The 14,022-nt window shown below is 69.4% G+C and carries 15 protein-coding genes; 5 read left to right on the top strand and 10 right to left on the bottom strand.

The annotated features are described in order from the left end of the window. The first annotated feature begins 420 nt into the window (after nt 1-420). Nucleotides 421-1,335: a LysR substrate-binding domain-containing protein gene (locus Q8M82_RS15415; protein ID WP_305692214.1), complete on the top strand. Its 915-nt coding sequence runs from the start codon at nt 421-423 to the stop codon at nt 1,333-1,335. 126 nt (nt 1,336-1,461) lie between these two features. After that, nucleotides 1,462-2,427: a sodium-dependent bicarbonate transport family permease gene (locus tag Q8M82_RS15410; RefSeq protein WP_305692213.1), complete on the top strand. Its 966-nt coding sequence runs from the start codon at nt 1,462-1,464 to the stop codon at nt 2,425-2,427. Nucleotides 2,428-2,485: 58 nt separating this feature from the next. On the opposite strand, the gene Q8M82_RS15405 is transcribed toward Q8M82_RS15410, so the two are convergent. The 7 genes from Q8M82_RS15405 to Q8M82_RS15375 form a co-directional block, all read right to left on the bottom strand. Then, nucleotides 2,486-2,953: a TerB family tellurite resistance protein gene (locus Q8M82_RS15405; protein WP_305692212.1), complete on the bottom strand. Its 468-nt coding sequence runs from the start codon at nt 2,951-2,953 to the stop codon at nt 2,486-2,488. Between the two features lie 3 nt (nt 2,954-2,956). Further along, nucleotides 2,957-3,268 (bottom strand): hypothetical protein, encoded by a 312-nt coding sequence (locus tag Q8M82_RS15400; protein ID WP_305692211.1) that lies wholly within the window; start codon nt 3,266-3,268, stop codon nt 2,957-2,959. A gap of 3 nt (nt 3,269-3,271) precedes the next feature. Beyond that, nucleotides 3,272-3,676, bottom strand: coding sequence for a DUF4112 domain-containing protein (locus tag Q8M82_RS15395; protein WP_305692210.1), 405 nt, complete (start codon nt 3,674-3,676; stop codon nt 3,272-3,274). Between the two features lie 254 nt (nt 3,677-3,930). Beyond that, nucleotides 3,931-4,611: an aspartate/glutamate racemase family protein gene (locus Q8M82_RS15390; protein WP_305692209.1), complete on the bottom strand. Its 681-nt coding sequence runs from the start codon at nt 4,609-4,611 to the stop codon at nt 3,931-3,933. 16 nt (nt 4,612-4,627) lie between these two features. Continuing rightward, entirely contained in the window at nt 4,628-5,545 is a 918-nt protein-coding gene (locus Q8M82_RS15385; protein WP_305692208.1) for a 3-hydroxyacyl-CoA dehydrogenase NAD-binding domain-containing protein, read from the bottom strand. Nucleotides 5,546-5,565: 20 nt separating this feature from the next. Further along, complete coding sequence (locus tag Q8M82_RS15380) at nt 5,566-6,540, bottom strand: Bug family tripartite tricarboxylate transporter substrate binding protein (protein ID WP_305692207.1); 975 nt, start codon at nt 6,538-6,540, stop codon at nt 5,566-5,568. A gap of 79 nt (nt 6,541-6,619) precedes the next feature. Then, nucleotides 6,620-8,344: an IlvD/Edd family dehydratase gene (locus Q8M82_RS15375; RefSeq protein ID WP_305692206.1), complete on the bottom strand. Its 1,725-nt coding sequence runs from the start codon at nt 8,342-8,344 to the stop codon at nt 6,620-6,622. 63 nt (nt 8,345-8,407) lie between these two features. Here Q8M82_RS15375 and Q8M82_RS15370 point away from each other — a divergent pair, with 63 nt between their 5' ends. Then, nucleotides 8,408-9,097, top strand: coding sequence for a GntR family transcriptional regulator (locus Q8M82_RS15370; protein ID WP_305692205.1), 690 nt, complete (start codon nt 8,408-8,410; stop codon nt 9,095-9,097). A 313-nt stretch (nt 9,098-9,410) separates the two neighbouring features. On the opposite strand, the gene Q8M82_RS15365 is transcribed toward Q8M82_RS15370, so the two are convergent. Then, nucleotides 9,411-10,133, bottom strand: coding sequence for an endonuclease/exonuclease/phosphatase family protein (locus Q8M82_RS15365; RefSeq protein WP_305692204.1), 723 nt, complete (start codon nt 10,131-10,133; stop codon nt 9,411-9,413). A gap of 19 nt (nt 10,134-10,152) precedes the next feature. Beyond that, the gene (locus Q8M82_RS15360) at nt 10,153-11,580 is read right to left on the bottom strand and encodes a phospholipase D-like domain-containing protein (RefSeq protein ID WP_305692203.1); all 1,428 of its coding nucleotides are present in this window, start codon (nt 11,578-11,580) and stop codon (nt 10,153-10,155) included. A 268-nt stretch (nt 11,581-11,848) separates the two neighbouring features. Between Q8M82_RS15360 and Q8M82_RS15355 the strand changes: the two genes are divergently transcribed. Beyond that, on the top strand, nt 11,849-12,061 hold the full coding sequence (locus Q8M82_RS15355; RefSeq protein ID WP_305692202.1) for a hypothetical protein: 213 nt from the start codon (nt 11,849-11,851) through the stop codon (nt 12,059-12,061). Between the two features lie 12 nt (nt 12,062-12,073). Here Q8M82_RS15355 and Q8M82_RS15350 read toward each other — a convergent pair whose 3' ends face one another. Then, complete coding sequence (locus Q8M82_RS15350; protein WP_305692201.1) at nt 12,074-12,793, bottom strand: GntR family transcriptional regulator; 720 nt, start codon at nt 12,791-12,793, stop codon at nt 12,074-12,076. 97 nt (nt 12,794-12,890) lie between these two features. Between Q8M82_RS15350 and Q8M82_RS15345 the strand changes: the two genes are divergently transcribed. Next, the gene (locus tag Q8M82_RS15345; protein ID WP_305692200.1) at nt 12,891-13,871 is read left to right on the top strand and encodes a C4-dicarboxylate TRAP transporter substrate-binding protein; all 981 of its coding nucleotides are present in this window, start codon (nt 12,891-12,893) and stop codon (nt 13,869-13,871) included. Nucleotides 13,872-14,022 lie beyond the last annotated feature (151 nt).

Genomic DNA, 14,022 nt, shown 5'->3' with positions numbered 1-14,022 from the left:
AGACCACCAGCGCCGCGGCGAGCCCGCGCAGATACTGGATCACGATCACCATCGGGATGTCATCCTTTCGGCCGCGCAGCCGGGTCGGCGCGATGAACTGTGCCGATCCGAGGGCCCGGACGCCCGGGCATCACCGAGCACAGGTGGCTGAAGCGCGCGTGGAGCGGCGTGGGCATCGCCTGTCTCGATAGGAGCACTCCGAGCCACGCGTGGCAGATCTTTCTGGATGGAAACCGCGTCACGCTGCGCGTGTCAGGCGTGATAGCCTCGGGCCGGGTCCAACTCCACAACGTCTTCGCGATATCGTTAGCGCCTCTGTCGGACCGGCCCGGCGGATCTCGCGCCGGCGCTGGGTGGATCGTCGCGACTTGACGACCTCCCCGCCGCCTCCGAGTGTCCGGCACCCGTCCGGACCCGATCATGCCGACACCCTTGCCGCCTTTCGATCTGGACCTGCTGAGGAGCTTCGTCGCGATTGCCGATGCCGGCGGGTTCTCGCGTGCGGCCGAGCGCATCGGCCGCACCCAGTCCACCATCTCCCTGCAGATCAAGCGGCTGGAGGCCGGGCTCGGCCAGGTCCTGTTCCGGCGCGAGGGCGGCCGCGGCGGGCGCACCCTGCTGACGCCGCAGGGCGAGGTGCTGCTGAGCTATGCGCGCCAGATCCTGCATGTCAGCGACGAGGCCCGCGCGCGGCTGATGGAGCCCGAGGTGGGCGGGATCGTCCGGCTCGGCACGCCGGAGGATTTCGCGACGGTGCACCTCGCCGATGTGCTCGCCCGCTTCGCCCGGACCTATCCGCAGGTCGCGCTCGCGGTGAACTGCGATTTCACCGTCAATCTGCTCGATGGCTTCGCCAAGGGGCAGTACGATCTCGTCCTGTTCAAGCGGGCGCTGCAGCCGGGACAGGCCGAATCCGGAGCGGAGGATGGCGGCACCGGCGTCTGGCGCGAAACGCTGGTCTGGGTCGCAGGCCCGCGGCTCGTCCTGTCGGCCACCGGGCCTCTGCCGCTGGTGCTGGCGCCGGCCCCGGACGTTTACCGTCGCGGTGCGCTGGCGGCTCTCGACGCCGCCGGACGCGGCTGGCGCATCGTTCTCACCAGCCCCAGCCTCGCCGGGCTGCAGGCGGCGGTGCGGGCCGGCCTCGGCGTGACCGTGCTGCCGCGCGAGATGGTGCCACCCGATCTGGTCGTGCTCGGCGAGGCGGAGCACCGTCTGCCGGTCCTGCCGCCGACGGCGATCGTGCTCTACCGCGCGCCCGGCGCGCGCTCGCCCGCCGCGGACCGGCTCGGCGACCACATCGTCCAGTCGCTCGAGGCGGCGGCGGCGCGAGGCTGAGAAGCCGCTCGTTTGGCCCGCACCTCACGTTTGCATTGAATTGTCCAATCGATACGATTGAAATTCTCGTATTTCTTCAATGGAAACGAGACGCTATCGGCAGCGGCCTCCCATCAGGATCCGCCGATGACCTCGCTGCAGCTCGCCGCCGCCAATCTGTTCTCCCCGATGACGCTGTGTTTCGCCGTCGGCGGCTTTGCGGCGCTCGTGCGCAGCGATCTGCGTCTGCCGGAGCCGGTCTTCACGGCGCTGTCGATCTATCTGATGCTCGCGATCGGACTGAAGGGTGGGGCCGATCTCGCAACCGTCTCGCCCGCCGAGATGGCGCTGCCGATCCTGGCGGCGCTGTCCCTGTCGGTGCTGATCCCGCTCTGGTGCCATGTCGCGCTGCGGCGCCTCGCCGGGCTCGGCGCGCGCGATGCGGCGGCGCTGGCCGCGCATTACGGCTCGGTCTCGGCAGTCACCTTCCTCGCGGTCCTGGGCTATCTCGACAGCGTCGGCATGACCTACGAGCCGACGGTCACGGCCCTGCTCGCGCTGATGGAGGCGCCGGCGATCATCGTGGCACTCCTCCTCGCCGGCCCGGCCCAGAAGCAGGGGCAGCCGCTCGGGGCCGTGCTGTCGCAGATCCTCGCCAGCAAGAGCATCGTCCTGCTCTTTGGCGGCCTCGTCATCGGCCTCGTCGTCGGTCGCGACGGGCTGGTGCCGGTCAAGCCGCTCTTCGGCGACCTGTTCCGCGGGCTGCTGTGCCTGTTCCTGCTCGATCTCGGCCGGCAGGCGATGGAGCGGGTCGGCGCCTGGCGCGAGAACGGCCTGAAGCTCGCCCTGTTCGCGCTGCTCGCCCCTGTCGTCAACGCCAGTCTCGGCCTCACGGCCGCCTGGCTGGCTGGAATGTCCCAGGGCGGCGCCGTCGTGCTGGCGACGCTCGCCGCCAGCGCCTCCTACATCGTGGCGCCGGCCGCCGTACGCATGGCCTTGCCCGACGCCAATCCCGGCCTCTACCTGACCGCCTCGCTCGCCCTGACCTTCCCCTTCAACCTCATTCTCGGCATCCCGCTTTACGCGGCCATGGCCGCGGCCCTTTACGGCTGAGGGCAGGGTGGAGCCGACGTCGCGCGCCAACGGGGCGGACGCCGGACGGCGCGACGTCTCAGGCCCGCTCCAGCGCGGTGAAGGCGCCCGCCGCCACCGGGTCCACGCCCAACTGGCGGCAGATCTTCACCAGCGCCGACTGCTCCTCGACGATGTAGTGGCCGTCGGCCTGGCCGATCAGCCGGCAGGTCTCGATCAGGGCCTGGGCGAAGCGCGCCTTGCCCTGGAGCCGGGCGATCGTCGTCAGCGCCGCGCGCTCGCCGGTCGAGGGGTCGATCTCGAAGCGGGCGGTCGCATGCTCGAATTCCGCCAGCAACTCCTGACGGGACCGGTCATCGACCAGGCCGAAGCGGGAAAGCGAGGCCGCCATGCTGTCGTGCTCGGCCGGGCGCACGACGCCGTCGGCATAGGCGATGAGGGCGCAGGCGGCCGCGATTGTCTCGATCTGCAGGCTCGCCTCCTCGTCGTGCCAGAGGTCGAGATCGCGCTTCAGATCGGCCTGCGTGCGGTGGGGACGGCTCGGCATGGCTCAGGCCCTCCAGTTGCGGGGAGGGGTCAGGGACGCGCGTCGCCGACCCAGGAAACGGTTGGCGAGACCGACGAGGCCGAGGATCAGCACCGCGCCGAGCGCCCAGATGATGATGACGATGATCTCGCTGGCGTTGCCCAGGCTCCGGAACGCCCAGGATACGGTCTCGACGATCTCGGGCACGCCCGAGACCTGGTCGGCATTCGCCGCGGCCCAGTTGCTGGTCCAGTCGAGCAAGGCGTGCCCGCCCCAGGCGAGGAGGCTCCAGAGGCCCAGAACGACCAGGCCGGCGATCCGGATGAGGTTGCGCATCGCTCAGCCCCGTCCCGCGAAGGGCGAGGGTGGAGCACCGTCGACGCTGCGCAGATGGCGCCGCAACTCGTCGATGTTCTTGAGATTGGCGCGGTAAAACGCATCGCCGAACCAGCCGACCACGGGAACGGCGCTGATCGCGAGATCGATCCCGACGCGCCCCGCCATCCGGCAGACCATCAGCGCGGGCGCGCCATGGCGCCTCGCCTCCCAGACGAGATAGGCCGAGATGCCCTTGGCGACGACGGTGCCGATGCCGGGGATGACGTTCAGCAGGGCGTCGGCACCGACGCGGACTTGGGTGCCCGGCACGCGGACGGCCGAATCGAGCAGCCTCGCGATGGCGTCCAGACGTTCGAGGGTCTCGGCCCGCGAGCGCGCGGGTGAAAGATCATAGGCGATCGACATGGCGTCGGTGCTCCCAAGATCGGAGCGCGGAAGCGCTCGTCAGGTGGAAGAGTCCGACATCGCAGCGTCGCTGCCAGAGGGGCCCGGACCCGGGTTCCCCCTTGAGATTGGAAGGATGCGGCCCGGCTTCAAGGGCGGGGCAGCATCAATATTCTCGCAATGGACGTCTTGAAAACTGAGCGGAAAACGCCAAGCGGGGTGCCAGAATTGGGAGCTAACGGTTCTCCGTCAGACATAAGCCGTCGAAATGGGCCTCAAACCCCGATCGCCCGCTTCAGCCCGCGGATTGCGGCTTCCGGCGTGGTCACGACGCGAAGCCCTGTCGCCGCCTCGATGGCCGGCCGGGCGCGGGCCAGCGAGAACTGCCCGAGGATGAGCGTGTCGACGCCCGAAAGTCGCGCCGCCGCCTCGGCCGCCAGCCGGTCATGAGTGGCGCCGTCGCCGGCCTTCAGTGCCGCGAGGGCTCCCTCGACCATGACGCCGGTGACCTCGACCGGGCCGCCCGCCATCTCGCGGATCTCCTGGGTCAGCGAAGGCAGGGACGGCGCGAAGGTCACCATCAAGCCGATCCGCCCACCCATCGCCAGCGCCTCAGCGAAGGCGGATTCATTGGGCCGCAGCACCGGGATCGGCAGCGCCCGCTTCACGGCGTCGATGGCCGGCCCGAAGGCGGAGCAGGTGAAGAGGATGGCCCTGGCCGGGCCGTTGGTCGCTTCGCTCGCCGCCGCATAGCGCCCGAGCGTCAGGAAGCGCTCGGTCATCGCGTCATCGAGGCGTCCGCGCGCCGCGAGATCGGTGGCGAGCGAGGTATCGAGCAGGTCGAAGGCTTGGGCTTCCGGCCAGTGCGCGGCAAAGGCGGTCCGCGCCGGCAGCACGGATTCCTCCAGCGCGTGAATGAGCGCGATGCGCGGGGCGGCGTCGGGGATCGGGGTCATCGGGTCGTTGGCCTCGTCACTCGCTGACCAGCGTGCGGGCCTTCAGCACGGCCAGCAGACCTTCGTCGCGCCGCGCCTCGAGCTCCGCGATGCTGCGCCCCTGCGCCTCTTCCGCCACGCCGGCCACGATCTTCGCCTGCGTCTCGGCATCGAGCGACGGCTCGCCGAGCGACTGCCAGCGCCGAACCTGGCTCGGGCCGAGATGGGCGAGATAGCCGGCGATGCCGCCTTCGCCGCCGCCGAGATGATAGGTCATGTGCGGCCCCATCAGCGCCCAGCGCAGGCCGGGGCCGTTGCACAGGGCGGCGTCGATGTCGGCGACGCTGGCGACGCCCTGCTCGACGAGATAGACCGCCTCGCGATAGAGCGCCGAGGCCAGCCGGTTGGCGATGTGGCCGGGCATTTCACGATTGAGCACGACGGGCCGGCGCCCGAGCCCGCGATAGAACGCGGCCGCGCCTGCGACGACGTCTTCATCCGCGCCGACGATCTCGACCAGCGGGACGAGATGCGGCGGATTGAAAGGATGCGCGACGACGACCCGTTCGGGCCTCGCGCAATCGGCGACGATGGCGCTGCGCACCAGCGCCGAGGTCGAACTGGCGATGATCGCCTCGGGTGGCAGCAGGGCGTCGATCTGCGCCAGCAGCCCGCGCTTGACCGCCTCGTTCTCCGGCCCGTTCTCCTGGACGAAGCCGGCGCCGGCGAGCGCCGTCGCGAGGTCGGTCGAGAACGAGACCGGTCCGTTCCCCGTCAGGCCGAGTTCCGTCAGCTGGCTCCGCGCCCGCTCGACATGGCCGAGGAAGCGCTCGCGCGCCGCCTCATGGGGATCATAGGCGCTGACGCTCAGGCCATGGGCGCTGGCGAGCGCCGCCCAGCTGGCGCCGATCATGCCGGCGCCGACAATGGCGAGATGCTGGACGGGCTGGTTCATGACGGACGGACCCTGGCGGCTCACTCGGCCTTGATGCCGCTCGTCTTGATCAGATCGCCCCATTTGGCAATCTCGCTGTCGATGCGCGCGGCGGCTTCCGCCGGCGTGCTCGGCTTCGGCACCACGCCCTGCAGGGCCAGCGCCTCCTTGAGCTTCGGGCTCTGAAGCGCCTTGTTCAGCTCGGCGTTGAGCTTGTCGAGGATCGGCTGCGGCGTCCCGGCCGGTGCGAGCATCCCGAACCAGGACGAGACTTCGAAGCCGGCGAGGCCCTGCGCGATCGCCGTCGGCGTCTCCGGCATGAAGGGCGAGACCTCGGTTCCGGTGGTGGCGATGGCGCGCAGCGACCCGGCCTTCACATGCTGCAGCACGGCGGGAATCGTGTCGAACATGATCTTCACCTGGCCGGCGACCATGTCGGTCATGGCCGGGCCGGAGCCGCGATAGGGCACCACCGGCATCTTGGTGCCGGCCTTGAGGTTGAAGAGTTCCCCGGAGAGATGCTGCGGCGAGCCCTGGCCGGAGGAGGCGTAGGAATACTCTTCGGGCTTCGCCTTGATCAGTGCGATCAGCTCGGGAACGGTCTTGGCGGTCACGGAGGGGTGGACGACCAGCGCCAGCCCGACATTGCCGGCGAGGCCGACGGGCACGAGGTCCTTCTTCAGATCGAAGCCGGGCTTGGCCTGCAGGCTCATATTGATCGAATGGCTCGTCAGCGCGCCAAGCAGCAGCGTGTAGCCGTCCGGCTGGGCGCGCGAGGCCGCCGCCGCCCCGACGCTGCCGCCGGCCCCGGCGCGGTTCTCGACGACGACCCGCTGGCCCAGCCCGTTGGACATCTCCTCGGCGACGACGCGGCCAATGATGTCGGTGGCGCCACCCGGCGCATAGGGCACGACCAGGGTGATCGGCCTCTGCGGATAGGCCTGGGCGAAGGCGCCGCCCGGCAGGGCGAGCGAGAGGCCGGCGATGAGGCCGACGAGATGGCGGCGGTCGAGCATGGGGGAATCCTCCGGAATGGGGGTCGTCAAGGACCGGTTGGTCCGGTCTCGTTCAAGAAGCTTGGGCCGGGCTGGCCGGTCAGCAGAAGTCGAAATCGCAGCCTTCGTCCGCCTGCAGGACGGTGGTGAGATAGAGGTGGCGGTAGCCGCGCGAGGCTTCGGCCAGATGCGCCGGAGGACGCCATTCGCTCTTGCGCCGCTCCAGCTCGGCCGCGTCGACCAGGAGCGCGATCTCGCGCGCCTCGACGTCGAGCCGGATCATGTCGCCGTCGCGGACCAGGCCGAGCGGGCCGCCGACGGCCGATTCAGGCGTGATGTGCAGCACGATGGTGCCAAACGCCGTGCCGCTCATCCGGGCGTCCGAGATGCGGACCATGTCCTTGACGCCGGCCTGGGCCAGCTTCTTGGGGATCGGGATATAGCCGGCTTCCGGCATGCCGGGCGCGCCCTTCGGTCCCGCATTGGTGAGGACCAGCACGTCATCGGCCTTCACGTCGAGCGCCGGATCGTCCATGCGCCGCACCATGTCCTCGACCGAGGCGAAGACGACGGCGCGGCCGGTGTGCTTCAGCAGGGCCGGCGAGGCGGCCGAATGCTTGATCACGGCACCGCCCGGCGCGAGGTTGCCACGCAGCACGGCCATGCCGCCGGTCGGCTTCACCGGGCTCGCGGCGCTGCGGATGATCGTCTGGTTCGGGATGTCCTCGGCCGCATCGGCAATCTCGCCGATGGTACGCCCGTCGATGGTGGGCGCCGAACGGTCGAGATGGTCGCCGAGCTCCTTCATGAGCTTGGGCACGCCGCCGGCCCAGTGGAAATGCTCCATGTAATGGTCGCCGGAGGGCTTCAGGTCGATCAGCACCGGCACCTTCCGGCCGATGGCGTCGAACTCCTCGAGATCGATCGAAAGCCCGGCGCGTCGCGCGATGGCGGCGAGATGCACCAGGCCGTTGGTCGAGCCGCCGATCGCCTGCAGCACGGTCAGCGCGTTGCGGAAAGCGGTCTTCGTCAGCAGCTCGCTCGGCTTCGGTCCGCCCTTGGCCAGGCGAACCGCCTCGCGCCCGCTGGCCTCGGCGGCGCGGATGCGGTCGGCATGGGTGGCGGGAATCGTGCCCGAGCCGGGGAGCGCGATGCCGAGCGCCTCGACCAGGCAGCCCATCGTGCTCGCCGTGCCCATCACCATGCAGGTGCCCTGGGTCGGCGCGAGGCGCCCGCTCAGCACCTCGATCTCGGCCTCGTCGATCTGGCCGGCGCGATGCTGGCCCCAGAGCCTGCGGCAATCGGTGCAGGCGCCGAGCACCTCGCCCTTGTGGTGGCCGACGAGCATCGGCCCGGTGATGAGCTGGATCGCGGGAACATCGGCGCTGACCGCGCCCATCAGCTGGGCCGGCACGGTCTTGTCGCAGCCGCCGATCAGCACGACGGAATCGCAGGGCTGAGCGCGGATCATCTCCTCGGTGTCGATCGCCATGAGGTTGCGAAGGAACATCGAGGTCGGATTGGCGAAGGATTCGTGGATGGAGATCGTCGGGAACTCCATCGGCAGGCCGCCCGCCAGCATCACGCCGCGCTTCACCGCCTCGATCAGCCGCGGCACATTGCCATGGCACGGGTTGAAGTCGCTGAAGGTGTTGGTGATGCCGATGATCGGCCGGTCCAGCGCGTCGTCGGAGAAGCCGGCCGCCTTGATGAAGGCCTTGCGCAGGAACAGCGAAAAGCCGGGGTCGCCATAGGTCGCGAGATTGCGGCGCAGGCCGCGTGCCGCAGGAGCCGTGGATGGGGTATCGTCGTCGGAGGCGCTCATGACGCCAGAAATAGAAGCGTTGACAAGATTGTCAACAATTCAGTCGACGAGTTATAAACTGGCATGCCCGATGGCACCTTGAAGGCCCAGACCGCCGATCGCGTCCGCACCGTCGCAGCCATGCTGGAGGAGGAGATCGTGCTCGGCTGGCTCCTGCCGCGCGAGCGCCTCGTCGAGGAGGAGCTGGCGGAACGGCTCGGCGTGAAGCGCCATGTCGTGCGCGAGGCTCTGGCAGAGCTGGAGCGGGTCGGGCTGGTCGAGCGCATTCCCAACCGTGGTGCGGTGGTCCGTCTGCTGGAGCCCGAGGAGGTTCGCCAGATCTATTCGGTCCGCGAGGCGCTGGAGACACTCGCCGCCGAGCAGATCCCGCTGCCTGTCGCGCCCGAGGTGCTGGCACCGCTGCGGGCCCTGCAGCAGCGCCATGCCGAAGCGGTGGCGGCCGGCGATGCGCGCGGCGCCTTCCGCGCCAATATCCGCTTCCACGAGACGCTGTTTCGCGCCTGCGGCAACCCCCATCTGGTCGAGCTGATCCAGGGGCTCGCCCAGAAGGTCCATGGCGCCCGCTCGATCACCGCCGCCAGCCCCGGGCACCTTGCGCTCGCCCGCGACGAACACGCCGCGATGGTCGAGGCTCTGGCCGGCGGCGACCGTGGCCGTCTCGTGGCACTCTGCCGCCAGCATCTCGGCCCCTCGCGGGATGCCTATATCGCCGCCGTCGAGGCCCGCTTCGTGCGTCCGGGGGGCACGGCCTGACCGGCGCCTTCCGCCAAGCTTGATCTTGCGCAAGGCGGCCCCGCGCGGCGTGACCTCGCGGTGCGGTCGGCCTCGTCCGAGGCGGAACGGGTCGTGGCGGCCGGCGGCCGTCGAAACGGAGAGTCCGAGCCATGGTCTCGCTCGAAAAGGCCGCGATGCCCGAGCCGCATCCAGGACGCCGCGCCCACCATGATGGCGCCCGGCCCGCGCCGTTCGAGCCCATCGCGGTCATCCGGATCGCCGTCGCCCTGCTGGCGGCTGCGGCCGTCTGGTTCCACATCGACGCGGCCGTGGCTCCCGTCGGCGTCTCGCGTCAGGCCGCGCTTTCCAGCCCCGCCTGCCAGCGCGAGATGTCGACCCGTGCCGTCAGCGGCAGATGGTCCGACGCCTTGCGGGCGAGCGGCGTGTCATGCACGCAGAGTTCGGAGATCAGCCCTTCCGGCCAGGCGAGGATGCGGTCGAGCGGCAGCATGGGCCGGCGCGAGGGGAAGCTCGGCGGATGCTTCATCTCGGCGAAATGCGGGACGAGCACGTCGAGCGCCGAGCGGCGCCCCCGCCGCCATTCGTTGAAGTCGCCGAGCAGGATGGTGGGCATCGGGGTGAGTTCGAGGAAGGCGTGCAGCAGCATCGTCGCCTGATCGATGCGCGAGCGCCGCAACAGCCCGAGATGGGCCGCGATGACGCGGAACCGGCCCTCGCCGAGATCGAGTTCCGCCACGACGGCGCCCCGCGGTTCGACGCCGGGCAGTTTGAGCCGGAAGCGGCGATAGGCGCGGGGTTCGCCGCGCACGAGCAGGGCGTTGCCATGCCAGCCATGACCATCGGCGACGTCGGACTGGACGAGCAGGTGCAGCCCCGTCTCGCGCAGGATGGCCGCGGGGTCGAGCAGGCCGGTCCGTTGCCCGAACCGCCGGTCGACCTCCTGCAACGCCACCAGATCGGCCCCGATCTCGGCCAGCACGGAGACGATGCGATCGGGCCGGACGCGTCGGTCGGTGCCGCGGCATTTGTGAATGTTGTAGGATGCGACCTTCACGCGACCTCGCTCATCACCATCACAGATAGGGCATCAGCAGCCTCGCGGCCGCATCACGAATTTTCACGATCGGCCAGCGCGCATCGATCTGCTCCAGGGTCAGCGGCTCTCCGCGCTTCCCGTCGATGAGACGGGCGAGGCGTGCCGCCAGTTCTGCGGCATACAACTCCATGGTGATTTCGAAGTTCAGCCGCAGGCTGCGGGCATCCCAGTTGGCGCTGCCGATCAGGCACCAGACCCCGTCGATGGTTGCGAGCTTGGAATGGTCGAAGGGCGCGGGCGAGCGCCAGATCCGGCAGCCGGCCTTGAGCAGCGGGCGAAGATGAGCCTGCATCGCCCAGCCCATCAGCCGATGATTGTTGCGGGCCGGGATGACGATGTCGACCGCGACGCCCCGCAGCGCGGCGAGATGAAGCGCGGTGATGATCTGCTCGTCGGGCAGGAAATAGGGGGTCGCGATCCGCAGGCTCGCGGAGGCGCCGTTGATCGCCGAGAGCAACACCAGCATCAACTGGTCGACGCTCTGGTCGGGCCCAGACGAGATCACCCGAGCCGGTGCGGTGCCGGCGGCGTGATCGGTCGGAAACCACGCCGGACCATCGAGCGTCTCGCCGGTCGAGAACGTCCAGTCCTCCTGGAAGCTGTCCATCACCTGCCGCACCACCGGCCCCTCGACGATGAAATGCACATCGCGCACCGGCTCTCGCGGTCGCGAAGCCAGGACGTTCTCCCCGCCGATGTTGAGGCCGCCGAGAAAGACCATGCGACCGTCGATCAGCAGGATCTTCTTGTGCAGCCGCAGATCGAGCAGTGGCATCTTCCATGGCAGCAGGGAGTGCAAATAGCGCGCCGCCGGAACGCCCTCGCGCCGGAGCGCGTGATAGGCGCGCGAGAACAGGAACCCGCCGCCGAAGCCGTCGATGAGAACCCGGACCGCCACGCCGCGGCGATGGGCCTGCACGAGGGCCTCGACGAAGCGCAGGCCGAGCTCATCGGCGCGGAAGATGAAGGTCGAGAGCGCGACACTGGTGGTCGCCGCCTCGATCGCCGCCAGCATCCGCGGATAGGCCTCGTCGCCGCATTCCAGCACGGCGGCGACCGTGCCCGGCTCGGTCGGCGAGCGGGTGATCCGGCCGACCGCCCGCTCCAGGCTGCCGGTCGGCCCGGCGACGACGGCGGCTTTCTGGCCGCGGCCATGGCCGGTCTCGTCGACGCCACGCAGGCGTCGCGCCCGCCGCTTCACCCGGTTGATGCCGAAGCCGAAATAGAGCAGCGGACCGAAGAAGGGCGAAAGCCAGGCGAGACCGATCCAGCCGATCGCGGACGACACCTCCCGCTTGCGCATGAGGGCATGGATGGTGACCATCCCCGCCGTGGCGAGATGCAGCCCCGTCAGCAGCAGAGGGCCTTGATCGGTCAGACCGGTGGGCAGTGCGGCGAGGTCCATGCAGTCGCGGACTTACTATGAAGCGCGGCGCTTGAATATCCGCGACGGATGCGTCCCCGGCACGCCCGGCGGCAGCCGCCCATTCGATTGAAGGACGACACTTCTTCGTCGGGGGCGATCCATGGGAACCTTGCCATACCTCGGATCGAGGACACCTCCCTGCCGGGCGTCGAAAGCTGAGGCGCTACCGTCGGGGGCGCGAGGCGCCGTTGGGGGCGGGACCGCGCCGTCGTATAGCTCGCGGACTTCAGCGATTCGCGAGCGTTCCATGTCCAAGCTCTGCCAGTTCACTTCGCCGGCCGACGGCAAGCCGGTCTACGTCAACCCCGACCGCGTCAGCGTCGTCTACACCTTCAAGGGCGAGCCGCCCGACACGATCATCGCCTTCGGCAAGGATTTCATGCTCGGCGTCGCCGAGAGTCTCGAGGAGACGGTCGCCCGGCTCGATGCCGCAACCAGGACGTCCCCCTCGATCGGCTGACCCTGTCCAGCCTCAACCCGGCATCGGGCGAGCGTGCGGCGGCACATCGCTGCGGTCGAACACATCCGGGAAGCGCTCCGCCAGCCGGGGCAGGGCGCTCAGGATCTCGCGCAGATGGGTCCGCATCGCCGCCTCGGCCTGCTCGGGATCGCGCGTGCGGATGGCCGCCAGGATCGCCTCGTGCTGGGCGATCAGGAGCCCGAGCGGTGAGGCGTCGGGCAGGCTGAGATAGCGCACCCGGTCGGTCTGGGCGCGTGCGCTCTCGACCACGCGCAGCGCCGGATCGCATTCGACGCAATCGGCGATGGCGCGGTGGAATGCCTCGTCGAGCGCGTAGAAGCGCGCCGAATCGCCGGTGACCGCAGCCTGCTTCTGCTCCTCGACCAGCCTCTCGATCCGGGCCAGACCCTCGGCGTCGATCAGCTCGGCGGCGCTGCGCACCAGCGCGCATTCGATCGCCTCGCGCACGAAACGGGCGTTCAGCACCTCGCGCACCGAGATCTTGACCACATAGGTGCCGCGGCTCGGCAGCACCTGGAGCAGGCCGGCCTCTGCCAGCTTGATGAAGGCCTCGCGCACCGGCTGGCGGCTGACGCCGTAGCGCAGCGCGACCTCCTTCTCCGACAGCGCCTCGCCGGGCTTCAGGCGCATCTCGATGATCGCCTGCCGCAGGATCTGGATGATCTGCGGGACGATCGGGTCCGCCAGCTTCAGCGCAACAGGGCCGTTCATTCGTCTTGCCTTCTCCGAAGGTCGGGCTATCATACCGGTATGGTGCCATACATCAATGCGTCCCGAGACGCAGGAAGCACCGCAGGGAGGCTATCAGATGTTCACCGTCAACAGGCGCACGCTGTGCGCGATCGCGTTCGCCGCCGCCGGCCTGGCGCTGCCGGCCGCCGCCCAGGCCCAGGCCCAGCTCAATGTCAATACCGCGCTGACCCGTGACGACCCGCTCTACAAGGGGCTGGAGCGGATGCGCGAGCGTGTCGCCGAGCGCTCCAAGAACCAGCTCACCGTCCGCATCTTCCCGGGCTCGCAGCTCGGCAAGGACGAGGACGTGCTGGAGCAGGCCCGCGCCGGTGCCAATGTTGCCGTCGTCGTCGATGGCGGTCGTCTCGCCGTCTTCGTCAAGGAATTCGGCGTGCTCAGCGCGCCCTATCTCGCCGACGGCTTTCAGGGCGTCCGCAAGGTCGTGACCTCGCCGCTCTTCGAGAGCTGGGTTGCCAAGCTGCGGACAACGTCAGGCCATCAGGTGCTGTCGTTCAACTGGTGGCAGGGCGACCGCCACCTGATCACCAACAAGCCGGTCAAGGTCCCCGCCGACCTCGCCGGTGTCCGTATGCGCACGCCGGGCGCGCCGGTCTGGATGGAGACGATCCGGGCCATGGGCGCGACCCCGACGCCGATGGGCTGGGGCGAGGTCTATCCCGCCATGCAGCAGAAGGTCATCGACGCGGTCGAGGCGCAGCACCCCGCCACCGTCGGTTCGAAGCTCTTCGAGGTCGCCAAACACGTCACCAAGACGAGCCATTTCAACCTGATCACCGGCATCGTCACCAGCGCCGCCTGGTTCGACAAGCTGACGCCCGAGCTGCAGACCATCCTGCGCGAGGAATCGCTCGCCGCCGGCGACTACGCCTCCAAGCTGACCGAGGACTCGCTCGTCGGCTTCGAGGAGACGATGAAGAAGAACGGCATGACGATCGCCGAGATCGACAAGAAGCCCTTCATCGACGCGACGCAGGGCGTCTACGAGAAGCTCGGCTACACCGACCTGCGGGCCGAGGTCCTGAAGCTCCTAAAATAACCGGACCTCTTCGGCCTCCAGCCATCCGACGGCGCGCGTCCGGCGCGCCGTCGCCCTTCCGCGCGAACCGAGTGGGCCACGCCGCCATGTCGCACTTCCTGATCTCGGCCGAATTCCTGGTAGCCAAGGTGCTGCTGGCGGCGATCGTGGT

It is taken from the genome of Allobosea sp., from assembly GCF_030694325.1.
GTDB lineage: Bacteria > Pseudomonadota > Alphaproteobacteria > Rhizobiales > Beijerinckiaceae > Allobosea.
Note: the sequence above shows the minus strand (reverse complement) of the source record. Positions and strands in the feature narration are given on the sequence as shown.

Bases quoted from the DNA above. Each gene is read 5' to 3' on its own strand.
- Q8M82_RS15415 (WP_305692214.1), top strand. From the start codon at position 421: ATGCCGACACCCTTGCCGCCTTTCGATCTGGACCTGCTGAGGAGCTTC.
- Q8M82_RS15410 (WP_305692213.1), top strand. From the start codon at position 1,462: ATGACCTCGCTGCAGCTCGCCGCCGCCAATCTGTTCTCCCCGATGACG.
- Q8M82_RS15405 (WP_305692212.1), bottom strand. From the start codon at position 2,953: ATGCCGAGCCGTCCCCACCGCACGCAGGCCGATCTGAAGCGCGATCTC.
- Q8M82_RS15400 (WP_305692211.1), bottom strand. From the start codon at position 3,268: ATGCGCAACCTCATCCGGATCGCCGGCCTGGTCGTTCTGGGCCTCTGG.
- Q8M82_RS15395 (WP_305692210.1), bottom strand. From the start codon at position 3,676: ATGTCGATCGCCTATGATCTTTCACCCGCGCGCTCGCGGGCCGAGACC.
- Q8M82_RS15390 (WP_305692209.1), bottom strand. From the start codon at position 4,611: ATGACCCCGATCCCCGACGCCGCCCCGCGCATCGCGCTCATTCACGCG.
- Q8M82_RS15385 (WP_305692208.1), bottom strand. From the start codon at position 5,545: ATGAACCAGCCCGTCCAGCATCTCGCCATTGTCGGCGCCGGCATGATC.
- Q8M82_RS15380 (WP_305692207.1), bottom strand. From the start codon at position 6,540: ATGCTCGACCGCCGCCATCTCGTCGGCCTCATCGCCGGCCTCTCGCTC.
- Q8M82_RS15375 (WP_305692206.1), bottom strand. From the start codon at position 8,344: ATGAGCGCCTCCGACGACGATACCCCATCCACGGCTCCTGCGGCACGC.
- Q8M82_RS15370 (WP_305692205.1), top strand. From the start codon at position 8,408: ATGCCCGATGGCACCTTGAAGGCCCAGACCGCCGATCGCGTCCGCACC.
- Q8M82_RS15360 (WP_305692203.1), bottom strand. From the start codon at position 11,580: ATGGACCTCGCCGCACTGCCCACCGGTCTGACCGATCAAGGCCCTCTG.
- Q8M82_RS15355 (WP_305692202.1), top strand. From the start codon at position 11,849: ATGTCCAAGCTCTGCCAGTTCACTTCGCCGGCCGACGGCAAGCCGGTC.
- Q8M82_RS15350 (WP_305692201.1), bottom strand. From the start codon at position 12,793: ATGAACGGCCCTGTTGCGCTGAAGCTGGCGGACCCGATCGTCCCGCAG.
- Q8M82_RS15345 (WP_305692200.1), top strand. From the start codon at position 12,891: ATGTTCACCGTCAACAGGCGCACGCTGTGCGCGATCGCGTTCGCCGCC.